Origin of the sequence: Pseudomonas sp. PvP009 (assembly GCF_017832995.1) — a bacterium.
GTDB lineage: Bacteria > Pseudomonadota > Gammaproteobacteria > Pseudomonadales > Pseudomonadaceae > Aquipseudomonas > Aquipseudomonas syringae.
On the sequence record NZ_JAFIBG010000001.1, the window covers coordinates 4107816 to 4130363 of the forward strand.

Consider the following 22548-nt stretch of genomic DNA (forward strand, 5'->3'; position numbering starts at 1 on the left):
CCTCAGGCCGGATAATCTGCAAGGCAAAAAAAAATCTGGAAATCCGCATTTTCATGGGCCTTCCAGATTTTCGAAATGGTGGGTCGTGTGGGATTCGAACCTACGACCAATTGGTTAAAAGCCAACTGCTCTACCAACTGAGCTAACGACCCTCTGTTGTGTGGCGCGTATATTACTGATTTTTATCAGTAATTCAACACTTTTTTTGAAAAACTTTAAAAATAGCGAGTCGGGTCTGCGATACCGGCAGCGGTAAAGCCCTCGGCGCGCAAGCGGCAGCTGTCGCATTTGCCGCAGGCACGGCCCTGGTCGTCAGCCTGGTAGCAAGAAACCGTCAGCGAGTAATCGACTCCCAACGCAGTGCCTGCCTTGACGATGTCCGACTTGCTCAGATTCTGCAGCGGCGCTCTGATGGTGAAGCCCTGCCCTTCCACACCGGCCTTGGTAGCCAGATTGGCCATGCGCTCGAACGACTCGACAAACTCGGGACGGCAATCCGGGTAGCCCGAGTAATCCACGGCATTGACGCCAATGAAGATATCCCGCGCCCCCAGGACCTCTGCCCAGCCCAGGGCGAGCGAGAGGAAGACGGTGTTGCGTGCCGGTACGTAGGTGACCGGAATGCCTTCAGAAGGCGACTCAGGCACGGCAATGGAGCTGTCGGTCAATGCCGAGCCGCCAATACCGTTGAGGTTAAGGCCGATGACCTTGTGCTCCACGGCGCCGAGATCACCAGCAACGCGTGCAGCGGCATCCAGCTCGGCGCGATGACGCTGGCCGTAATCGAAGCTCATGGTGTAACAGACGTAACCCTCGGCACGGGCCATGGCTACGACGGTCGCAGAGTCCAGGCCACCTGACAGGAGGATCACGGCTCTTTTTTCAGTCTTGGTCAATTCACTCATATCAGCGCCCCGGCTCGTCATCCCAAAGAATTTTATGCAACTGCATCTGCAGGCGTACCGGCAGGTTGTCAGCCACGATCCAGTCCGCCAGATCGCGACCCTTGAGTTCGTGGTGACTGGCCGAGAACAGAACTTCGCCCGCACGACGATCGAGGCCGTACTGAATCAGCTTGGAAACGGCCCAGTCGTAATCTTCACGCGAGCAGATCACGAATTTGACCTGATCGTTGGCCGTCAGCAGCTCCATGTTCTCGTAACGATTACGCGAGACCTCTTTTGACCCTGGGGTCTTGAGGTCTACTACGCGACTGACACGAGGATCCACCGCCGAGATATCCAAAGCACCACTGGTCTCCAGAGACACTTCATAGCCCGCGTCGCAAAGACGCTTCAGCAATGGAATGGCATTGGGCTGGGCGAGCGGCTCGCCGCCGGTGACGCAGACGTAGCGAGGGCGATAGGAGGCCACTTGCCCAAGAATGTCGTCCAGCGTCTGAATAGTGCCGCCGCTGAACGCGTAGGCACTGTCGCAGTACTGACAGCGCAAAGGGCAGCCGGTAAGGCGAACGAATACGGTGGGCAGGCCAGCCGTACGGGTTTCACCCTGCAACGAGTGAAAGATTTCGGTGATGCGTAATGTGTCTTGCATATCAGCCACGGGCGTAACAGCTAAACAGGCCGTCCGCCTCCGTCAGGCACTTCAAGGGACTCGGCAATCGCGGAATCCAGAAAAGCGTAAGGTGTACCGGAATTTCGGGTGCGAGATTCTAACGAAAAAAGCCGCGACTAGCGCGGCTTTCTTGATCAGCGGGTCAGAACATCAAAGGCGCTGAAGATCTCGTTGCGCCAATTGTGCAGCTGAAGTGCCCGGATACTGGGCAACGACCTGCTGCAATATGCCTTTTACCTTATCGGTATGACCCAGACGGCGTTCGACATCAGCCAGCTTGTACAGCGAATCAGGCACCTTGGCATGCTTCGGATACTGCTGACTGACTTTGGCGAACGCCTGACCAGCGCCCTGGAGGTCGCCTTTGGCCAGGTTTACTTCACCCAGCCAGTATTGGGCGTTGCCCGCATACGAGCTGTTCGGGTATTTGCGCAGGAAAGCGGTGAAGGCCTGACTGGCCTTGTCGAAATCCTTTGCCTTGATCAAATCGAAGGCTGCTTCGTAATAAAGCTTTTCCTTCACCGGATCAGGAGGCTCGGTGCCTGCTGCCGGTGCCTGTTGAGCCGCTGAGGCCGAAGGCGTCCCGCCGGCGTCGATAGCGCCACCAGCAGGTTGGGAATTATTGGTAGCCGGAGCGGCTGCGCCACTGGCTATACGTTGATCGAGTTCCTGATAACGCTCCAGAGCTTCCTGCTTCATGCGCTGGATGTCATTTTGCTGGACCTCGACAACACCGCGCAAACGCGCGATTTCGTCCTGCATTTGCTGCAGTTGCATGAACAGCTGACCTTGTGCCGAGGCAGGGGCCGTAACCCCTCCCCCGGCATAGGCGCCGGACGTGCCATAACCCGCTGGCGGATAACTGCTGCTGCCAGAGCCAGAATTGTTATCGACCACAGGTGCCGCACCCAACGCTGAAAGCGGAAGGGCGAGGGCCAAAACGGTTAGAGCACGTCGGCACGTTCGCATGTCAAATTACTTACGCAGTTCGACGCGACGGTTTTGAGCCCAGGACTGCTCGTCGTTGCCGGTAGCAACTGGACGCTCTTCGCCGTAGGAAACCAGTTCCAGCTGAGCTGGGGAAACACCTTGCAGTACCAGATAGCGCTGAACGGCTTTCGCACGACGCTCGCCCAGTGCCATGTTGTACTCGCGAGTACCACGTTCGTCGGTGTTGCCTTCCAGAACAACGCGAGCGCCGTTAGCTTTCAGGTCTTTGGCGTGCACGTCCAGGGAGCGCATGGCTTCTGGCTTCAGGTCCGAACTGTCGTATTCGAAGTAGAAGGTGGTGATTGCGCGCAGAGCAGCTTCTTCGCTCAGGGAGCCGTCAACAGCACCCGAGTTGGCGCCGTAACCAGCGTTAGGATCAACAGCAGCACCGCCTGCACCGGCATTGTCGCCGCCTTTGGACGAGCAACCTACAGCTACAGCCATGGCCAGAGCCAGCGCAGCAAATTTACCAAACTTCAGCATTTCCATCTTGAAACTCCTAATGAACCCCAGTGTGTTAAGCAAATCGTGTAGCGCCGCGTCAGTTCAGGTAAGGGGACCAGGAAGGTTCTCTGACTTCGCCTTGAGCGGTAGGAAGCGGGAGCCTTACGCGTCCGTTAATGGACACGAGCATCAAGACTCCCCGGCCCTGCTGGCGGGTGGCGTAGATTACCATGGTGCCGTTGGGCGCAACAGTAGGCGACTCATCAAGGTTGCTATCTGTGAGGATTTTTACGCTACCGCGGGCCAAATCCTGCACTGCTACCTTGAAATTAGTGAAGCCGTCCTGCCGGTGAATCATTACCAGCGTCTTTTCATCGGCTGACAATTTCGGGTTGGCGTTGTAGTTACCCACGAACGTCACGCGTTCGGCACCGCCGCCATTGATATTGGTCTTGTAGATCTGTGGCTTGCCGCCACGGTCCGACGTGAAGTATAGCGTAGACCCGTCCTTGCCGAAGAAAGGTTCAGTATCAATCGAAGAATCGTTGGTGACGCGGCTCAATTGACGCGACGCCAGATTGATCACATAGATCTCCGGGTTGCCATCCTTGGACAGCACGAACGCCAGCTTGCTGCCATCCGGCGACCAGGCAGGCGCACCGTTCAGGCCTTCGAAGTTGGTGATCTGTTCGCGACGACCGGTGTCGATGTGCTGAACAAAGATGCGTGGACGCTTCTGTTCGAACGAGACATACGCAATACGCTTGCCGTCCGGCGCAAAACGCGGCGACAGGATTGGCTCACGGGATTGCAACAGGGTTACCGCACGAGCACCGTCGTAATCCGAACGCTGCAGGGTGTAACGCGTGTTGTTCTCCGAGAAGCGTTCGGCCGTCACGTAAAGCATACGAGTGGAAAACGCACCCTTGATACCGGTGAGCTTCTCGAACGACTGGTCTGCAATGTAGTGCGCCATGTCGCGCAGCTGATCATTGGTACCCGACACGTTGCCGGTCAGCACTTGCTGCTCGGTGGCCACGTTGAACAGTGCGTACTGGATCTGCAGACGTCCGCCGGCAGGCGTGATGTTGCCGACCATGACGTACTGGGCACCCAGCGCTTTCCAGTCACGGAAAATGACTTCACTGGCCTGGGTCGGCAAGCTGATCATGTTCTGCTTCGGGATCGGCGCGTAGTAGCCGGAGTTGCGCAGATCGTTGCTTATGATTTCGGCCATGTCCTCAGGCAGGACGTTACCGCCCTGCCATCCGAAAGGCACAACAGCGATGGGCGCTGCACGGTCACTGCCGCTGGTGACCAGAATGTTCTTTTCTTCTGCCGACACCATTGCGGATGCGAAACAGAGAACGACCAGCAGTCCTCGAAAAAGGTTGATCACAAGGCTAGATCTCCAGGTGTGAATGTCATCTTGAATGAACGATAGGGCGCGAAGTCAGCCGGCTTCAGACCCTGCATTTCTGTCAAACGTCCAATGTTCTTCACCGCAGCAACCGCAGAGCTGTCAAACGGTCCGTCGCCACTGGATTTGGCAATCGATACAGAGGCAATCGTACCGTCGGGCAACATCCCGATCTGTAACGTTACCGACATGTTATTACGTGCCGATGGTGGACGACTCCAGCCTTCGGAAGCCCTGACACGAATCAGGTCATCAAAACTGCCAGCCGTTTCATCGCCCCGCTCGTCAGCCAAAGCCTGTTGCCGCTCCGGTTTATCGGACAGCAAATCGGCCAGTGCCTGCGCCTTCTTGTCTTCAGCGGATTTGCGAGCTGCTTCCTGCGCCTTCTTGGCGGAATCGGCAGCGGCTTTTTTCTTCGCGTCCTCGGCAGCCTTTTTCTTGGCGTCTTCTGCGGCCTTTTTCTTGGCCTCATCAGCAGCCTGTTTCTTGGCTTCCTCGGCAGCAGCTTTCTTGGCGTCTTCTTCGGCTTTTTTCTTCGCCTCTTCTTCGGCCTTTTTCTTGGCTATATCAGCCTGTTGCTTATCTTCAAGCTTTTTGGCGTCGGCGACCTTCTTGGCTTCATCGGCTTTCTTGGCATCGTCAGCCTTTTTGGCCTCCTCTGCTTTCTGTTCGGCCTTTTTGGCTTCGTCGGCAGCTTTCTGCTCTTCGGCTTTTTGAGCGGACTCTTCTTTCTTTTGTTCCGCAGCTTTTACAGCTTCCTGTTTTTGCTGCTCGATCTTTTTCTGCTCCAGCTGTTCGACTTCTGTTTGTCGCGCAGCGGTTTTCTTCGCCTCACCGGCAATCTTCTGGTTGGTCTGGGTAGTGGCCTGGCTCTTGGACTTGAGCTGATAGAGCGTTGCCTGAACGATAGGCTTGGCTTCGGGCAGATCCGGAGTCATGGCAAAGCTGACGAACAGCATGCCGAAAATCAGAATATGCAATGCCACGGCCCAGACACTGGGCCAGAAGTAGCTTTCCGAGGCGGACGGCTCTCGAATCGGCTGCATCAGGGTGCCTCGGTAATCAAGCCAACATTCCCGACCCCAGCCTTCTGCAGCCCGCCCATCGTGCCCATGACCGAGCCGTAATCGACGGTCTTGTCACCACGAATGAAAACCTGCGTCTGCTTGCCTGCGTCACGACCGGCGGCGACGATCTTGGTCACTGCGGCGGTCAGCTGTGGCAGGGTCATTGCCTTGTCCATCTGCTTGTCGGTATCGACTTCGCTGCCAAGGTTCCAGTAATAGGTCTTGTCAGCCTTGATCGAAATGGTCAGGACCTGATTGTTGTTGTCTTGCGGCAAAGCCTCGCTGGAGACCTTGGGCAAGTCGACTTTCACGCCCTGGTTGATCATGGGAGCCGTGACCATGAAAATCACGAGCAACACCAGCATCACGTCGATGTAGGGCACTACGTTCATTTCGGCGACCGGCTTGCGTTTTCTGCGACGATCTCGAGCGATTAAAGCCATGGGGAATTACCTGCTCACTCTTCGCTGGTGTGCACTTTACGGTGCAGGATGGCCTGGAACTCGTCAGCAAACGTGTAATAACGGCTGATCAAGGTCTCACTGCGCGCGGCGAAACGGTTGTAGGCAATAACGGCCGGAATGGCTGCAAACAGGCCGATGGCCGTTGCAATCAGTGCTTCGGCAATGCCCGGTGCCACGGTAGCCAGCGTTGCCTGCTGCGCAGTCGCCAGACCGCGGAAGGAGTTCATGATCCCCCAGACAGTACCGAACAGACCGACATAAGGACTGGTAGAACCGACGGTCGCCAGATACGGCAGACCGGCTTCGAGTTTCTCTTCCTCGCGGGAGATGGCAACACGCATGGCGCGCGCCACACCTTCCATGACCGCATCAGGATCGACGCCGGACTGCTGACGCAGACGCGAGAACTCCTTGAAACCGGCACGGAAGATCTGCTCGACGCCCGAGTCCGGATCGGGATTGCTGCCCGCCTGACGGTACAGCTTGGACAGATCGATGCCCGACCAGAAACGCTCTTCAAAGCTGTCCAGTGCACGTCGACCTGCGCGCAGCATGTTGCTGCGCTGAAAAATCACGATCCACGAAGTGACCGAAGCAGCTACCAGAATCAGCATTACCAACTGAACAACAATGCTGGCATTGCTGACCAAACTCCACATGGAGGAATGGTCGACGACGTTAGCTTCCACGCTTTATCTCCTGCTCTGAATGTATGCCCGCGCCGCCCTGGTCGGCGAAGGCCGCTCGCAGAGCTTCGGGAATGGCCCGGGGTTTAAAACTATCGGCGCGTACACACGCCACCAGAAACTGCCCTTCACAGAGCAGCGTTGCATCCGACGCCCGCCTGATCTGCTGTTTAAAGCGCAGGCTGACGCGATTCAATTCGGTTACTTCTGCACTGACGAGCAACTCGTCATCCAGCCGCGCCGGCTTGTGATAACGAGCCTCACTGGAGTGCACGACAAATAAAAGGTTTTCCTGCGCCAGTTCGGATTGGGCAAAGCCCAATTCCCGTAGCCGCTCGGTACGAGCCCGCTCCATGAATTTCAGATAATTGACGTAGTAGACGATGCCGCCGGCATCGGTGTCCTCGTAATAAACGCGACAGCGATGTGCGAACGACTGAACCCCGTTTTGCGCGCGCATACTCTAGAGCTTACTCCTCAGGTTGCCAATCGGGTCAGGCAACTGTTTTTCAACCTTTTGCCACTTAGTTACAGGTATCGGCGGCAGGACTGGCAATGTGACCACAGAGACCGCAAATAAATTGCAAGCCATCGCTATAAATCCACAGGCCCATCGCCAAAATCGTCCGGTACCGGTATCTCGCCCATCCTCGACGGGATATTCAGGCCGAAATGCAGATACGCATGCCGGGTCACCACACGCCCGCGAGGTGTGCGCATGATATAGCCTTGCTGGATCAAATAGGGCTCGAGTACGTCTTCGATTGTATGACGCTCCTCGCTGATGGCCGCCGCCAGGCTGTCCACGCCCACCGGACCACCGTCGAACTTCTCGATCATGGTCAGCAGCAAACGCCTGTCCTGATGATCGAAGCCGTGCTCGTCGACGTCCAGCAGGTTGAGGGCCTTGTCGGCTGTCTGCCGGGTAATCTGCCCATTGCCACGAACCTCGGCAAAATCCCGTACGCGACGCAACAGGCGGTTGGCGATACGCGGCGTGCCACGGGCGCGCCTGGCAATCTCGAAAGCGCCCTGCGGCTCAATGACCAAACCCAGAATGCCTGCCGAGCGCGAGACAATCGTCGAAAGATCGGCGATGTTGTAAAACTCGAGTCGCTGCACGATGCCGAAACGGTCGCGCAACGGATTGGTCAGCATGCCGGCGCGAGTGGTCGCGCCGACCAGCGTGAACGGCGGCAGATCAAGCTTGATCGAACGCGCTGCCGGGCCTTCACCGATCATGATGTCGAGCTGGAAGTCTTCCATTGCCGGGTACAGCACTTCCTCGACGATCGGCGACAGACGATGGATCTCGTCGATGAACAGCACGTCATTGGGTTCGAGATTGGTCAGGATCGCTGCCAGATCGCCAGGCCGCTCGAGGACCGGGCCGGACGTACTCTTGATCGACACGCCCATTTCCTGGGCAATGATGTTGGCGAGCGTGGTCTTGCCCAGGCCGGGCGGACCGAAGATCAGCGTGTGGTCCAGCGCTTCGCTGCGACCACGGGCAGCCTGGATGAACAACTCCATCTGCTCGCGCACGGTCGGCTGGCCGATATAGTCCGCGAGGCTCAGTGGCCGAATCGCGCGGTCCATCTGTTCATCACGATCACGGCCACCAGTGGCGGTTATCAGGCGGTCGGCGTCTATCACTTAACCCATCCCCTTCAACGCACGGCGAATCAGATCCGCACTGCTCAAATCTTTTTCCTTGATGGCGGAGACAGCCTTGCTCGCCTCCTGAGGTTTGTAGCCCAGCGAAATCAGTGCGCTGACCGCATCGGATTCTGCCGACGCTACAGGCTCAGCCTGATTGGGGCCATTGGAAACCAGCGTAAAGGTGCCTGGCAAGGACTCCCAGGCCTTGAAACGATCCTTGAGCTCGACCAGCAGACGCTCGGCGGTCTTCTTGCCCACGCCGGGAATGCGCGTCAGCGCCGAAGTGTCCTGCGCCTGCACGCAACGCACCAGCTCATCGACTTCCAGACCGGACATCAGCGCCAGTGCCAGCTTGGGGCCGACGCCATTGAGCCGGATCAGCTCACGAAACAGCTCGCGCTCGCGCTTTTCGTAGAAGCCGTACAAAAGGTGCGCGTCCTCACGGACCACCAGGTGGGTGTGCAACGTCACCGTCTCGCCAACATGCGGCAACCGGTACAGGGTGGTCATCGGCACTTCCACCTCATAGCCGACACCGTTGACATCCAGCACCAGATGCGGAGGCTGCTTTTCGGCGAGAGAGCCGCGTAAACGTCCAATCACGTTTCAGATCCTTTCGTGTTGCCTGTCGCTCGCGCGAAGAAGTTGAACACCGTCATCATAGAAAATATGCGGACACATAATGCCAGTCAGAGCCGCAAGCGGCCGCCGCGACTGCGCGCAGTGGCCAACCCGTGAGGAATCAGACTGGAGCGCGTATGCGCGTGGCACAGGGCGATGGCAAGGGCATCGGAAGCATCGATTTGCGGCTTTTGGGTCAGCTTGAGCAGATGCATGACCATAATCATCACCTGTTCTTTATTGGCACCGCCGGTTCCTGCAACGGCCTGCTTGACCTGGGTTGCGGTGTATTCGGCAATTTCCAGCGCTTCTTCGGCACCCGCCACGATGGCTGCGCCCCTGGCCTGCCCCAGCTTCAATGCCGAATCGGCGTTACGCGCCATGAAAACCTTCTCGATGCCCATCGTCACCGGTCCGTAGGTCTTGATGACCTCCCGCACACCGCGATAAACGATCTGTAAACGCTCGTGCAGCTCGCCGCTGCCAGTGCGGATGCAGCCCGACGCAACATAGACACAGCCGCGTCCGGTGTCGCGTACCACGCCATAGCCGGTGATTCGCGAACCGGGATCGATACCAAGAATAAGAGTCATAACGCCTGCAGCTTGAGGAGGTCACGCAAAACAATAGGTGCAGCATAAAGGCAGAAGCCGGGGGCCGATAGCTGCGTGTTGCTCACAGCTTCGTTCCCCCGGCTTCCGACCTGGTGTTGCCTGTGAGCGATCAGCCCAGCTGTTCCATCACTTCGTCCGGGATTTCCGCGTTTGAATAGACGTTCTGCACGTCATCCAGGTCTTCAAGCATATCAATCAGCTTGAGTACCTTTTCAGCGGTTTCCAGATCAAGCACAGCGCTGGTGGTCGGCAGCATGACGATCTCTGCATCTGCTGCCTTGAAGCCTGCTGCCTCCAATGCGTTACGCACCGCATAAAACCCGGAGAACGAGGTGAACACATCGATCGAGCCGTCTTCGTTGGTCACGACATCGTCAGCATCGGCCTCCATGGCAGCCTCGATCAGCGAATCCTCATCGACACCGGCGGCGAAGGATATCTGGCCCTTGCGATCGAACAGGTACGCAACAGAACCGTCGGTGCCGAGATTGCCGCCGCACTTGGTGAACGCATGGCGTACAGCCGCCGCAGTACGATTGCGGTTGTCGGTCATGGTTTCAACCATGACCGCCACGCCGCCCGGACCATAGCCCTCGTAACCCAGCTCTTCGACATCATCACCGTCGGAGGCCCCTACTCCTCGCGCCACCGCACGATCAATGGTGTCACGGGTCATGTTCGCACCAAGCGCCTTGTCCAGCGCCAACCGCAGACGCGGGTTGGAACCGGGATCACCGCCACCCTGACGCGCAGCAACGGTCAGCTCACGGATCCACTTGGTGAAAATCTTGCCTTTCTTGGCATCCTGACGCTCTTTGCGGTGCTTGATGTTCGCCCACTTAGAATGACCTGCCATTTTTCGCTCCAGATTCTTTTTGAAACACCTTCACCTTTCGCCCTGAAAAACCGGGCAAAAAGCTTCACTCAATAAGGGCAGATACAGGGCGTATCGACGATACGCCCTGCCCGGCATCACTCGGCCTTCGGCTGCTCGCGCAGACGGATGTGCAGCTCGCGCAACGCTTTGGCATCGACAACGCCAGGCGCCTGGGTCATGACATCGGCAGCGCTCTGGGTTTTCGGGAACGCAATCACTTCACGAATCGATTGCGCGCCGGTCATCAGCATCACCAGACGGTCCAGACCGAAAGCCAGACCACCGTGCGGTGGCGCGCCGTATTTCAAGGCATCGAGCAGGAAGCCGAACTTCTCCTGCTGCTCGTCTTCGGCAATGCCCAGCAGACGGAAGACCGCCTGTTGCATTTCCTTGCGATGGATACGGATCGAACCGCCGCCCAGCTCGGTGCCGTTGAGCACCATGTCGTATGCACGGGACAGCGCGGTCGCCGGGTTGGCTTCCAGTTCTTCAGGCGTGCACTTGGGTGCCGTGAAGGGGTGGTGCAACGCGGTGAAGCTGCCGTCGTCGTTTTCTTCGAACATCGGGAAGTCAACGACCCACATCGGTGCCCACTCGCAAGTGTGCAGCTTGAGGTCATTGCCGATCTTGATGCGCAGCGCGCCAAGGGCCTCGCTGACGATCTTGAACTTGTCCGCACCGAAGAAAACGATGTCGCCATCAACCGCACCAACGCGATCGAGGATGACGTTCAGGTTGTCTTCCGGAATGAACTTGACGATCGGCGACTGCAAGCCTTCCGGCCCCTTCGCACGCTCGTTGACCTTGATGTAGGCCAGACCTTTGGCACCATAGATGCTGACGAACTTGGTGTAGTCGTCGATCTGGCTGCGCGCCATACTGGCGGCGCCCGGTACACGCAGTGCGGCAACGCGTCCCTTGGGGTCGTTGGCCGGGCCGCTGAACACCTTGAATTCCACGCCGGTGAGCTGATCGGCAACATCCACCAGTTCCAGCGGGTTGCGCAGGTCCGGCTTGTCGGAACCGTAGCGGCGCATGGCCTCTTCGAAAGTCATGTGCGGGAAATCACCGAACTCCAGGTCCAGAACTTCCTTGAACAGCTGACGAACCATCTTCTCGGTCAGACCGATGATGTCCTCTTCGTTGAGGAAGCTGGTTTCAATGTCGATCTGGGTGAATTCCGGCTGACGGTCAGCACGCAGGTCTTCGTCGCGGAAGCATTTGGCGATCTGGTAGTAACGGTCGAAGCCAGCCACCATCAGCAGTTGCTTGAACAGCTGAGGCGATTGCGGCAGGGCGAAGAAGCTGCCCGGGTGTGTGCGGCTTGGCACCAGATAGTCGCGAGCGCCTTCCGGGGTGGCGCGGGTCAGGATCGGCGTCTCGACGTCGAGGAAGCCGTTGTCATCCAGATAGCGACGGATACTGGTAGTGATGCGCGAACGCAGACGCAGCTTCTCGGCCATTTCCGGACGGCGAAGATCGATGAAGCGATAACGCAGGCGTGTTTCCTCGCCGACGTCGGAATACTCGTTCAGCGGGAACGGCGGCGTTTCGGACTCGTTCAACACCTCGAGTTCATAACCCAGAACTTCGATGGCGCCTGACGCCATGTTCGCGTTCACGGCACCTGCCGGGCGAGCACGAACCTTGCCCACGACCTTGACCACGTACTCGCTGCGCACGCGATCAGCGGCAGCGAAGCTGTCGGCACGATCCGGGTCGAACACGACTTGAGCCATGCCTTCACGGTCGCGGATATCGAGGAAGATAACGCCCCCGTGGTCACGACGACGGTGGACCCATCCGCAAAGGGTAATTTCCTGGCCTTCCAGACTCTCGTTCAGTTGGCCGCAATAATGGCTGCGCATCATGATGGTGTTTTCACTTCTCGTAATTCGAATTCGGTGGCGATTTCGCTCCTGGCTTGCGCTCAGAGGTACAAGGCACCGGCACAAGACTAAAGCCAGCCCTGGCCCACGCAGAGTCACGCCCGCTAGCAAGACGGAGGATTATATAGAGTTAATTGGCACCGTGCAGCCGGACGAACCTATTAACGACCGGATAAGCTCATGATCACCCCGCGCAGCCGAGCCGTTCGCTCGCGCCGCGGGGGAAAGCGCAGGCCCACCTGAGCGAGCCCACAGGAATGAGGATAAAGCCACGCTAGACGTGAGAATTTTCCAGGCAGTCGCCCTTCAAAAGATGCGCCACACAGACAACACGAATCAAACCACTGAAATTCTTCACGCCCCCGTACCGTAAGTGAACCTCCCGATCAATGTAGGACAGCACCGCATTGACGGAGCACTCATTACTACTGGCGATGCCTGAAAGAATGTTCCAGTACACTTTCTCCAGACGCAGGCACGTCGCCAGGCCGTTAAGTCGAACGGATTTTGAGTGCGGCTGCGCCAGCGTCATATTGAAATCCTCGACAAAAGGATCATGGCGTATTTCCACCTCTCGGTGGAGCAACTTAAGCTCTCGCTCAGCACTTCGTAACATCATAACCGCCACCTTCGAATCATTGAATTTTAAACACCAAAAGAAATATTCAAAAACAAATAAATGTCCCGATGTATAAAACATGATTGGCGATTTTATAGCCAGAAGCCCCTACACCTTATCACTGTAGGAGATGGCTACAGGAAACAACGGAATATCGTTATTAACCTTGAAGGGGACGCCAATAAAAGCGAGGAAAACTGCAGAGCAGCGCGCGACTGTTGGGCCTCGGCTTGCCCGAGCAATTGCGCGATGAAAGCGGGTGCAGGAAGTGACAGGTGTGACGGGCGAAGAACAACTCAGGAACGGGACGAGTGGCACTTGAAGCCACTCGTCCCTGGCCGTTACTTGGACTCGAGCATCGAGCGCAGCATCCAGGCGGTTTTTTCGTGCACCTGCATGCGTTGCGTCAGTAGGTCAGCCGTCGGCTCATCACTAACCTTATCCAGAAGAGGAAAGATACTACGAGCAGTACGGACAACAGCCTCTTGACCCTGCACCAGACTTTTGATCATATCTTCAGCACTGGGTACGCCTTCTTCTTCCTTGATGGAAGACAGGCGCGCATATGTCGAATAAGTACCCGGCGCCGGAAAGCCCAGAGCACGAATACGCTCGGCGATGGAATCAACCGCCAGTGCCAGTTCGTTATACTGTTCTTCGAACATCAAATGCAGCGTGCGAAACATCGGCCCGCTGACATTCCAGTGAAAGTTGTGAGTCTTGAGGTAAAGCACATAAGTATCCGACAGCAGATGCGACAGACCGTCCACGATCGATTTGCGATCCTCTTCACTGATACCGATATCGATTGCCATGTTTCATGCCCTTTTGGTGAGGATTGAAAAGCAGTAAAGACGACTACTCTATCAAGAGAACCCGAATGGCGCAGCTTTCCGTTGGCAGGATGCTATCTGCTGGCAGCGGACTACGCCTCTGCCAGGGCTATTCACACGGGGCTGCAGCGGGCGTCCGGGGCAGAAAATACCTGCGTGCCTGAAGGAGTCGTCAGCAAAATCCGTGAGACGCTCTGTTTCGCGCATCTACAGAGCTAGCGGCAGAGCCACTAAAGGACAGCGGGCTGCCAGCGCCGGACAGGCACGCGCACCATTATCGATTGCTGATTTGAGTAGGATCAGGCTTTGCTGTTAAATACACGCCGTGTCGCCAACGAGTTGTGATCCAGCGCTGGCACATAGGCCGGCCCAGCGTCCGTGCATCACGCCTCATCTTTTTCAGAAGCGTACCGGGCGTTACCAGCTATTTCTTGTAATCCTTCTTGCATGTGAGCTTTTTAAAATGTTGAAAATTGTCCATCTGGTAACGGGAGCAGCAGCCCTGTTGCTTTCTTTCATACCGAGCCTGCGTAGTGAAGCGGCATCTCTCTACCTGCAAAATCCTGACGCGATCTGCCTGGCTTTTCTAGGGCTGCTTAACTTGATACTCGCTCCGGTCATTCCTTACTGGAATAGAGGTCCGCGTCATAATCTGCAAAATCTGGTCAGTGCATTGCTTGTCATTGCGGTAATCGTACAAACGCTAACCTTGCTTGTTCCTCTACCCGGTATCGCCGGTCAACCGGCTATTCTGGTGAGCCTGGCTGTCGCCATCGTAGCCGTCGCCCTGCACCTGAGCGTCAGCTTCTACAGGTCTTACACCCCTTCGTCCGCGCCACAAAGCCACGACATGGGAAATCGTGATACTGGTACCGTAAAGTGGTTCAACACCTCCAAGGGCTTCGGCTTCATCTCCCGGGATTCCGGCGACGATATTTTTGTGCATTTCCGAGCCATTCGCGGTGAGGGTCATCGCGTACTGGTCGAAGGACAGCGCGTCGAGTTTTCCGTAATGAACCGTGACAAAGGCCTGCAGGCCGAAGATGTCATTGCAGCCCTGCCCCGCCGCTGATTGTTTCAAGCAACAAAAAAACCGCGACCTCCTGACGGAGGTCGCGGTTTTTTTATGGCAGCCCATCAATAATGAGGTGGCGGCGCATCTTCCTCGAAGGTCTCGAACTGACTGCCCATTTCCTCCTGACGCTTGAGCATCGCCGCCATCTGCAGTTGCAGATGATCAAGCTCGCGCTGCTGCTTTACCAGCACGTCATTGAGTGCCTGAATCGTATCGTCCTGAAAGGCCATACGGCTTTCAAGCTCCATGACTCGCTCTTCAAGGCTCATGATTGTTCCTCCTCAAATCGAAAATCATTTGTCAGTACCGGCTTCAGTTGCCGACGGATTGCCGAGAGCTGTTCGTCGGTATAAGCAATGGCAGCATGCTTGCCCCACACGGGCGCAGGCCAGGCGGCATCGTCACGTTTGCGCACAATGACGTGCATATGCAGCTGGCTCACCACGTTGCCCAACGCGGCAACATTGATTTTATCCGCATCGAAGAGCTCGTTCAGCACCTTGGACAACGCGCTCGTCTCCTGCCACAACTGCATTAGATCTGCAGCATTGAGCTGAAAGACTTCGGTGATGTCTGCCCGACGCGGCACCAGGATGAACCATGGGTAATGACTGTCATTGGAGAGTAGCAACCGGCACAGCGGAAAGTCGCCGATCGGCAGGGTGTCTTGTTGAAGGCGGGAATCCAGAACGAACACGATAAAAAGCTCCTGACTGCCAGGTGAATGCACCTGCCCTGTCGATAACAGGGTGCTGCGATAGGCAGTCAGGATACTAGGCTTCGCGTAAGGCTTCACCTGTGCACCAGAATGCATCCACTGCAACGGTCGCCGCACCGATTTGACGCCACTGACTGACCGCGGATCCCGCTGTAAACAGCCTCACCTTAAACCACCGCCTTACAATTGCCTGCCTCGCGTACATGAAAATGAAACATTCATTGCCTCACCATGACCGCCAGCCAGAGCAATGCTCCAGGTTCAGGCGAACCCGATGGGGAATGCACCAAAATCACACACTGCTGTTGCGTCAGCAACACAACGGATTCGTTTTCTACTCAATGTAAGCCTGTACCGGTAACGTTTTTGGGCGAGAGGGGCAGAGAACACCCTTGGCGCAGAAAAACCAGAGGCATTTTAAAAAAATAAAAATAGTCATTTAAAACAGATAGATGGAGCAAAAATGCGATCTTGATTCTGATTTTTCACAAAATTTTTTCATTTCCGGAAACTTTGTGCACGCTTGTTGCTTTATCACCCATATGATCACGACATCCCTGGCGGAAAACAGGGGTGACAGAATCAAGGGAAAATAAGGCTTGCGACACTGAGGGACGCCGTGACGGACCGCACTTTGATCGATCCAACAAGGTGCAGAATGCCACTACAGGCTAGCTCGGCTGCGCGTCGTAAAGATTCTGAAAGGATAAGGCTGTAGCTATAGCAACCCAAGTCAGCGTGATATAGATTCCGCCGACAAAAATAGAAAGAGCCGCCCAGACAAAAAAACAGGTGGGACGGCAGACAATTCTTCTAAAAACCAAAGGAGCAATCACGATGAGAGTGATGAAGTGGAGCGCAATCGCACTGGCCGTTACGGCAGCCAGCGCCCAAATGGCAACAGCCGCACCTTTCGTCAGCGATCAGGCTGATGCCAAGGGCTTTGTGGAAGGCAGCACGCTTGACCTGAAGTTGCGCAATTACTATTACAACCGTGACAAGAAAGCTGGCGCTGACGACGATCGCGACTGGACCCAGGGGATCTTGGCCAACTTCAGCACCGGCTACACCCAAGGCACTATCGGTGTCGGCGTCGAGGCTTTCGCCTACGCTGGCGTCAAGCTGTGGGGCCCGGACAAATACTCGGGTTCCGGCAACCTGATCACCGACGCAGCCGGTAACAACGAAGATACGCTGTCCAAAGCTGGCGGCGCAGTCAAGTTCCGCGTTTCGAAGACTGAGCTGAAAGTGGGCGACATGCAGCCGACCAGTCCAGTGTTCGCAGTCGGCGGCTCGCGCCTGCTGCCTCAGACCGCAAGCGGTATCAGCTTGCAGAGCAGTGAACTGGCAGGCCTGGACGTTGAAGCAGGTCACTTCTACTCCGGCACCAGCCAGGATGACACCAGCCACGACGGCAGCATTTTCGCCAACTACGCGGGTGTTCGTGCGAACAGTGCCGACTTCGCTGGTGGCAAATACGCAATTACCGACAGCCTGGGCGTTGCATTCTATGCCGCCAAGCTGGAAGACATCTGGGATCAATACTACGCCAACGTGAACTACGCCCTGCCACTGGGTGGAGATCAGTCTCTGGCATTCGATGCGAACATCTATCGCACCGTTGACGAAGGCAGCGCCAAAGCCGGCTCGATCAGCAACACCGCGTTCTCCGGTTCCGCAGCCTACTCGTTCCTTGCTGCGCATACCGTTACCCTCGCGCTCCAGAAGATCAACGGTGACACTCCGTTCGACTACATCGGTATCGGTGACAACAACCGCGGTGGCGACTCGATCTTCCTGAACAACTCGATCCAGTACTCCGACTTCAACGGTCCGGGTGAAAAATCCTGGCAGGTCCGCTACGACCTGAACATGACTCCGTACGGCGTTCCAGGCCTGAGCTTCATGACCCGTTACATCAAGGGTACTGACATCGACGGCACCAAAACACCTACCGGCAGCGCTTATGCTGGCCTGTACGGTGCAGACGGCGAGCACCACGAAACCAACCTTGAAGCCAAATACGTCGTACAGACTGGCCCGGCCAAAGACCTGTCCTTCCGTATGCGTCAGGCATGGCACCGCGCCAACGCCGACCAGGGCGAAGGCGACGTCAACGAGTTCCGCCTGATTGTCGATTACCCGATCTCGATCCTGTAATCACCGCTCAGCACTCGTTAATAGAAGAAGCCCGGCATATGCCGGGCTTTTTCATGAGCCCATGAAAGCGCTTCAACGCCACCTGCAAGCCAGCCGCGCCCTGTACGCGACCGGCACAGCGCCGTACAATGCCAGGTCATTTCCTGTCTCAGCAACCGACAACGGCCAACCATGCGCACCAGTCAATTTTTGCTCGCCACACAGAAAGAAACCCCTTCCGATGCGGTCGTGGTCAGCCATCAGCTGATGCTGCGCGCCGGCATGATTCGCAAGCTGGCCTCCGGCCTCTACACCTGGCTGCCCATGGGCCTGCGCGTACTGCGCAAGGTCGAAGCCATCGTTCGTGAAGAAATGGACGCCGCAGGCGCACTCGAGATTCTGATGCCCGGCATTCAACCCGCAGAACTGTGGCAGGAATCCGGACGCTGGGAGCAGTATGGCCCGGAGCTGATGCGTCTGGTCGACCGCCACAACCGCGAGTTCTGCCTGGGCCCGACCCACGAAGAAGTCATCACCGATCTGGCACGCAATGAGCTCAACAGCTATAAACAGCTGCCGATCAACCTGTACCAGATCCAGACCAAATTCCGTGACGAGATCCGCCCGCGCTTCGGCCTGATGCGTGGACGCGAGTTCGTCATGAAAGACGCCTACTCGTTCCATGCCGATCACGAATCGCTGCAGGTCACCTACGACCGCATGCATCTGGCGTACAGCAACATCTTCACCCGACTGGGCCTGAAGTTCCGCCCGGTCGAAGCGGATAACGGCTCGATTGGTGGCGCAGGCTCGCACGAATTCCACGTACTGGCCGAATCCGGCGAAGACGATATCGTGTTCAGCGACGGCTCCGATTACGCAGCCAACATCGAAAAGGCCGAGGCGATTCCTCGCGAGAAGACGCGCCCTGCCGCGACCGAAGAGTTGCGTCTGATCGACACGCCGAACACCAAGACCATCGCCCAACTGGTCGAAGGTTTCGGTCTGCCAATCGAGAAAACCGTCAAGACGCTGGTGGTGCATGCTGCCGAAGAAGGCAAGCTGATCGCCCTGATCATCCGCGGCGATCACGAGCTCAATGAAATCAAGGCCAGTCAGCTGGAACAGGTCGCCAACCCGCTGGTCATGGCGTCCGAAGCCGAACTGCGCGACGCCATCGGCGCAGGCGCGGGCTCACTGGGCCCATTGAACCTGCCACTGCCGTGCATCATCGACCGCTCCGTCGAGCTGATGAGCGACTTCAGCGTCGGTGCCAACATCGACGACAAGCACTATTTCGGCGTCAACTGGGAGCGCGATCTGCCGGTTCCGACCGTTGCCGACCTGCGCAACGTGGTTGCGGGCGACCCGAGCCCGGATGGCAAGGGCACGCTGGAAATCAAGCGCGGCATCGAAGTGGGTCACATCTTCCAGCTGGGCACCAAGTACAGCGAAGCGATGAAGTGCCAGGTGCTGGGTGAGAACGGCAAGCCGGTCAATCTGGCGATGGGTTGCTACGGCATCGGTGTTTCCCGAGTGGTTGCAGCTGCCATCGAACAGAACAGCGACGAAAACGGCATCATCTGGAACGATACCCTCGCGCCGTTCCAGATTGCGCTGGTCCCGCTGCGCTACGAGACAGACGCCGTTCGTGAAGCGACGGACAAACTGTACGCTGACCTGACGGCTGCCGGTTTTGAAGTATTGCTCGACGACCGCGACAAGAAGACCAGCCCGGGCATCAAGTTCGCCGACATGGAACTGATCGGTATCCCGCACCGCATCGTGGTGAGCGACCGAGGCCTGGCCGAAGGCAATCTGGAATACAAGAGCCGTACCGAATCGCAACCGCAAGCCATTGCAGTCGCGGACGTGCTGTCGTTCATCCAGGGCAAAGTGAACCGCTGAGTCAAAAGGCGCACCTGCTCGCAGGTGCGCCGCTCTTCACTCGCCCAATCCGCATCAGAGATCCCATGCTCAAACGAAGCACCTTAAGCCTCGGCAGCGCCGTTCTGTGCGGCTCATTTCTCGTCGGCGGCTGTGCCAACCAGCTCTCTCAGCGCAGCGAGCACGAGGAGCGAGTCGAACGCAAACTGCTCGAACATACCCTGCAAGTCGATATCGGCGAACCCAAGACACTGGAGTTGCCGCAACGCCGCGTGCGGATTCACGAGCACAAATCGTTCGAGGTCACCGACTTTGAAGTCACCCGCCACTATGACCGCTACACGCCTTACCAACCGTGGCGGGAGGTCTACGAGATCCCGCTCGGCGCAGTCGCTGTTGTCGCAGGTGTCGGGGCCAACGTGGTCAACGTGTTTGCGCTGGGCAATTTGCCGGAAAGCATGACCAAGGACTGGATTCACTATGGCGTGGCAGGTCTCAACCCGTTCATGAATGCCCCGTCCCACGGTCGCGCCGAGCAGAATCTGGCGAGCATCGACGAGGTTCAGAAGGACAAGCGGATCGAGAACTCCACCCTGCCCTGGAATGAACGCCCGGTGATGGTCAAGGCCGGCAATGAAACTCATGAAATGAGCACTGACCGCAACGGCATCCTCCGCCTGAACCTGCTGGACAGTCCGTTTGCCGAACAGGACCTCAGCCGCATCACTCGCATTTATATCAACGTCGAAGACGATCAGGACAGCGCGCACACGAGCGCCAGTTTGCCCATCAGCCATTCGCTACGCGGCAAGCTGCTGGAGGCGCACGCCCTGATCTACGACGACCTTGAAGATGATGAGGTCAGCCAGTGGGTGCATCGGGTCAAGCGTCTTTCTGATATGGGGCTGGAAGAAGAAGCCAGCGAGCTGGAACAGAACCTGATCGAACTGACGCGCAACGATCCACAGTTGCAGGGTGAATTTCTCAAGTCACTCGCCAGAGACGCTGGCCGCCTGGTCGCCGTTCCTGCCCAGAGCCAGTAACAAGTGCCTGTAACATGAAAGGCCGCGGCGTATAACCGCGGCCAGTCATTATCGAGAGAACAATTCCAGCTGTTCATGGGCTGCACGCAGATCGTGCAGACGCACGCCTATGCCCAGTAATCGCACCGGCTTGCCACCGCGGGCGAACGCCTGAGCCAGCAGCTGCTCATAACTGCCCAGATCCCTTCCGGCTCCGGATTGTTCGAGAGTCGTCTGCGTAAAGTCGTGAAACTTCACTTTAACGAACGGCTTGCCGGGCCGGTACTGCCCTTCCATTCTGGCCATACGGCCACTCAGGGTTTCCAGCAGGTCGGGCAGTTTTTCCAGGCAGGCCGCCAGATCGGGCAGATCCGTGTCGTAAGTATTTTCAACGCTGACTGACTGACGTCGGCTGTCATTCTGCACCGGTCGGTCATCGATCCCGTGCGCCAGACTCCAGAGGCGCTCGCCAAAGCTGCCGAATTCCCGAACCAGCGCGAGCTTGCTGCGGCTTCGCAGGTCGGCGCAGTCGACGATGCCCAGCCGGCCGAGCTTGTCTGCGGTGACCTTTCCTACGCCATGAAGCTTGGTGACCGGCAAGGAAGCGACGAAATCCTCGACCTGATCCGGCGTAATGACGAACAAGCCGTTGGGCTTTTTCCAGTCGCTGGCGATCTTGGCGAGAAACTTGTTGGGCGCAACGCCCGCCGACACAGTGATGTGCAACTGATTCGAGACACGGCGACGGATGTCCTGCGCGATGCGCGTGGCGCTGCCGGAAAAGTGCCCGGCCTCGGACACGTCCAGAAAAGCCTCATCCAGAGACAACGGCTCTATAAGGTCGGTGTAATCCCGAAAGATCGTGTGGATTTCCCGCGATGCTTCTTTATAAGCATCCATGCGCGGCTTGACGATGGTCAGGTCCGGGCAGAGCTTGAGCGCATGCCGGGAGGACATGGCCGAGCGCACGCCATACGCGCGCGCCTCGTAATTACAGGTCGCAATCACCCCGCGCCGCTCCGCAGAGCCGCCTACCGCCAGCGGCTTGCCAGCGAGGTCGGGCTCGTCACGCATTTCAATGGCTGCATAAAAGCAGTCACAGTCGATGTGGATGATTTTGCGCTGCGTCATGACCTGATGGGATTTTGCAATCAATGGCCGCGCAGTATCTCATTCGTACCGTCAAGTAACATCCAATGATGCGAAAGGTCGCCATGAAAAGTAGTCAAACGCCCATCATGCATGACCGAAACAGCTGCAAAGCCCCGTCATGCAAGCGCCAATACCATGCAGACCGATCATCTGGATCCGCTAAGCATTTGAAGAAAAAGCACTTTTTTGAAACTAACCATTGACACCTCGTCATCTCTCTGTAGAATGCCGCCACACAGACGCGGGATGGAGCAGTCTGGTAGCTCGTCGGGCTCATAACCCGAAGGTCGTCGGTTCAAATCCGGCTCCCGCAACCAAACATCAAAAAAGGCTACTCGAAAGAGTGGCCTTTTTTGTGCGCGCCTGAAAAGCACCCTTCTCAAGCCCGGACATTGGGCCATGCCTCGCGCAGATATACAGCGCTCTCCGGCACCCTGCGGCGAATCCTGACGGCCTGGCCGTACACTTTCCTGATAATGCTCCACGCAGGCATGCTGCTCTGAAAACCGGTCACCCGCCCCCAAGCGTGCAAAATCTGCAAAATCCGCTACTCATTTGCATGCTTTGCGGATTAAGGGTTGACACTTCAGCGTTCGGCTGTAGAATGCCGCCACACAGACGCGGGATGGAGCAGTCTGGTAGCTCGTCGGGCTCATAACCCGAAGGTCGTCGGTTCAAATCCGGCTCCCGCAACCAAACATCAAGAAAGGCTACTCGAAAGAGTGGCCTTTTTTGTTTCCGGTAGAAAAGCAGCGCGGGCAACGGCTAACTGTCTGACAAAAAAGACTATTTCC

Annotated in this window: 23 protein-coding genes and 3 tRNA genes; 6 read left to right on the forward strand and 20 right to left on the reverse strand. The window is 57.0% G+C overall.

Going from position 1 to position 22548, the window contains the following annotated elements:
* Nucleotides 1–76: 76 nt before the first annotated feature.
* The 17 genes from JOE29_RS17555 to JOE29_RS17635 form a co-directional block, all read right to left on the reverse strand.
* A tRNA-Lys gene (locus JOE29_RS17555) sits at nt 77–152 on the reverse strand.
* A 63-nt stretch (nt 153–215) separates the two neighbouring features.
* Nucleotides 216–905 (reverse strand): 7-cyano-7-deazaguanine synthase QueC, encoded by a 690-nt coding sequence (gene queC / locus JOE29_RS17560; RefSeq protein ID WP_003390955.1) that lies wholly within the window; start codon nt 903–905, stop codon nt 216–218.
* Nucleotide 906: 1 nt separating this feature from the next.
* The gene (gene queE / locus JOE29_RS17565) at nt 907–1554 is read right to left on the reverse strand and encodes a 7-carboxy-7-deazaguanine synthase QueE (protein WP_003390957.1); all 648 of its coding nucleotides are present in this window, start codon (nt 1552–1554) and stop codon (nt 907–909) included.
* 171 nt (nt 1555–1725) lie between these two features.
* On the reverse strand, nt 1726–2544 hold the full coding sequence (gene ybgF / locus JOE29_RS17570; RefSeq protein WP_210079723.1) for a tol-pal system protein YbgF: 819 nt from the start codon (nt 2542–2544) through the stop codon (nt 1726–1728).
* Between the two features lie 6 nt (nt 2545–2550).
* The gene (gene pal, locus JOE29_RS17575; RefSeq protein ID WP_003314369.1) at nt 2551–3054 is read right to left on the reverse strand and encodes a peptidoglycan-associated lipoprotein Pal; all 504 of its coding nucleotides are present in this window, start codon (nt 3052–3054) and stop codon (nt 2551–2553) included.
* A gap of 52 nt (nt 3055–3106) precedes the next feature.
* Nucleotides 3107–4357: a Tol-Pal system beta propeller repeat protein TolB gene (gene tolB / locus JOE29_RS17580; protein WP_210434907.1), complete on the reverse strand. Its 1251-nt coding sequence runs from the start codon at nt 4355–4357 to the stop codon at nt 3107–3109.
* A 47-nt stretch (nt 4358–4404) separates the two neighbouring features.
* A complete protein-coding gene (tolA, locus tag JOE29_RS17585) occupies nt 4405–5475 on the reverse strand; it encodes a cell envelope integrity protein TolA (protein ID WP_003314366.1) in 1071 nt (356 codons plus the stop codon).
* The gene (tolR, locus tag JOE29_RS17590; RefSeq protein WP_161420636.1) at nt 5475–5930 is read right to left on the reverse strand and encodes a protein TolR; all 456 of its coding nucleotides are present in this window, start codon (nt 5928–5930) and stop codon (nt 5475–5477) included. Before tolR ends, tolA begins: the two co-directional genes overlap by 1 nt.
* A 23-nt stretch (nt 5931–5953) precedes the next feature.
* Complete coding sequence (tolQ, locus tag JOE29_RS17595; RefSeq protein WP_002554655.1) at nt 5954–6649, reverse strand: protein TolQ; 696 nt, start codon at nt 6647–6649, stop codon at nt 5954–5956.
* Nucleotides 6639–7106, reverse strand: a complete 468-nt coding sequence (ybgC, locus tag JOE29_RS17600; protein WP_003314364.1) for a tol-pal system-associated acyl-CoA thioesterase — start codon at nt 7104–7106, stop codon at nt 6639–6641. The genes tolQ and ybgC overlap by 11 nt, the downstream gene beginning before the upstream one ends.
* Before the next feature lie 134 nt (nt 7107–7240).
* A complete protein-coding gene (gene ruvB / locus JOE29_RS17605) occupies nt 7241–8302 on the reverse strand; it encodes a Holliday junction branch migration DNA helicase RuvB (RefSeq protein ID WP_024650274.1) in 1062 nt (353 codons plus the stop codon).
* The gene (ruvA, locus tag JOE29_RS17610) at nt 8303–8911 is read right to left on the reverse strand and encodes a Holliday junction branch migration protein RuvA (RefSeq protein WP_003364731.1); all 609 of its coding nucleotides are present in this window, start codon (nt 8909–8911) and stop codon (nt 8303–8305) included. It abuts the gene before it with no gap.
* A gap of 86 nt (nt 8912–8997) precedes the next feature.
* A complete protein-coding gene (gene ruvC, locus JOE29_RS17615) occupies nt 8998–9522 on the reverse strand; it encodes a crossover junction endodeoxyribonuclease RuvC (RefSeq protein ID WP_210079724.1) in 525 nt (174 codons plus the stop codon).
* 130 nt (nt 9523–9652) lie between these two features.
* On the reverse strand, nt 9653–10399 hold the full coding sequence (locus JOE29_RS17620) for a YebC/PmpR family DNA-binding transcriptional regulator (RefSeq protein ID WP_003314360.1): 747 nt from the start codon (nt 10397–10399) through the stop codon (nt 9653–9655).
* 116 nt (nt 10400–10515) lie between these two features.
* Nucleotides 10516–12291 carry an aspartate--tRNA ligase gene (gene aspS, locus JOE29_RS17625; RefSeq protein WP_002554661.1) on the reverse strand — a complete coding sequence of 592 codons (1776 nt, stop codon included), beginning with the start codon at nt 12289–12291 and terminating at the stop codon, nt 10516–10518.
* A 292-nt stretch (nt 12292–12583) separates the two neighbouring features.
* Nucleotides 12584–12928 carry a ribbon-helix-helix domain-containing protein gene (locus JOE29_RS17630; protein ID WP_003314357.1) on the reverse strand — a complete coding sequence of 115 codons (345 nt, stop codon included), beginning with the start codon at nt 12926–12928 and terminating at the stop codon, nt 12584–12586.
* Nucleotides 12929–13269: 341 nt separating this feature from the next.
* Complete coding sequence (locus JOE29_RS17635) at nt 13270–13743, reverse strand: Dps family protein (protein ID WP_003314356.1); 474 nt, start codon at nt 13741–13743, stop codon at nt 13270–13272.
* 481 nt (nt 13744–14224) lie between these two features.
* Between JOE29_RS17635 and JOE29_RS25600 the strand changes: the two genes are divergently transcribed.
* Entirely contained in the window at nt 14225–14833 is a 609-nt protein-coding gene (locus JOE29_RS25600) for a cold-shock protein (protein WP_003422106.1), read from the forward strand.
* Between the two features lie 65 nt (nt 14834–14898).
* Here the strand turns inward: JOE29_RS25600 and JOE29_RS17645 are convergent, their stop codons facing one another.
* Both JOE29_RS17645 and JOE29_RS17650 read right to left on the reverse strand, forming a co-directional pair.
* The gene (locus tag JOE29_RS17645) at nt 14899–15105 is read right to left on the reverse strand and encodes a SlyX family protein (protein WP_003304583.1); all 207 of its coding nucleotides are present in this window, start codon (nt 15103–15105) and stop codon (nt 14899–14901) included.
* Nucleotides 15102–15533 (reverse strand): HIT domain-containing protein, encoded by a 432-nt coding sequence (locus JOE29_RS17650; RefSeq protein WP_210079725.1) that lies wholly within the window; start codon nt 15531–15533, stop codon nt 15102–15104. Before JOE29_RS17650 ends, JOE29_RS17645 begins: the two co-directional genes overlap by 4 nt.
* Before the next feature lie 858 nt (nt 15534–16391).
* Between JOE29_RS17650 and JOE29_RS17655 the strand changes: the two genes are divergently transcribed.
* From JOE29_RS17655 to JOE29_RS17665, 3 genes are all read left to right on the forward strand, one after another.
* Entirely contained in the window at nt 16392–17714 is a 1323-nt protein-coding gene (locus tag JOE29_RS17655; protein WP_016567430.1) for an OprD family porin, read from the forward strand.
* Between the two features lie 171 nt (nt 17715–17885).
* Entirely contained in the window at nt 17886–19601 is a 1716-nt protein-coding gene (locus tag JOE29_RS17660) for a proline--tRNA ligase (protein ID WP_003390978.1), read from the forward strand.
* Nucleotides 19602–19666: 65 nt separating this feature from the next.
* Nucleotides 19667–20623: a lipoprotein gene (locus tag JOE29_RS17665; protein ID WP_003390980.1), complete on the forward strand. Its 957-nt coding sequence runs from the start codon at nt 19667–19669 to the stop codon at nt 20621–20623.
* A gap of 48 nt (nt 20624–20671) precedes the next feature.
* On the opposite strand, the gene dinB is transcribed toward JOE29_RS17665, so the two are convergent.
* The gene (gene dinB, locus JOE29_RS17670; protein ID WP_003364753.1) at nt 20672–21733 is read right to left on the reverse strand and encodes a DNA polymerase IV; all 1062 of its coding nucleotides are present in this window, start codon (nt 21731–21733) and stop codon (nt 20672–20674) included.
* A gap of 261 nt (nt 21734–21994) precedes the next feature.
* Here dinB and JOE29_RS17675 point away from each other — a divergent pair.
* Together JOE29_RS17675 and JOE29_RS17680 are read left to right on the forward strand one after the other, a co-directional pair.
* A tRNA-Met gene (locus JOE29_RS17675) sits at nt 21995–22071 on the forward strand.
* Between the two features lie 302 nt (nt 22072–22373).
* A tRNA-Met gene (locus JOE29_RS17680) sits at nt 22374–22450 on the forward strand.
* The last annotated feature ends 98 nt before the right edge of the window (nt 22451–22548 follow it).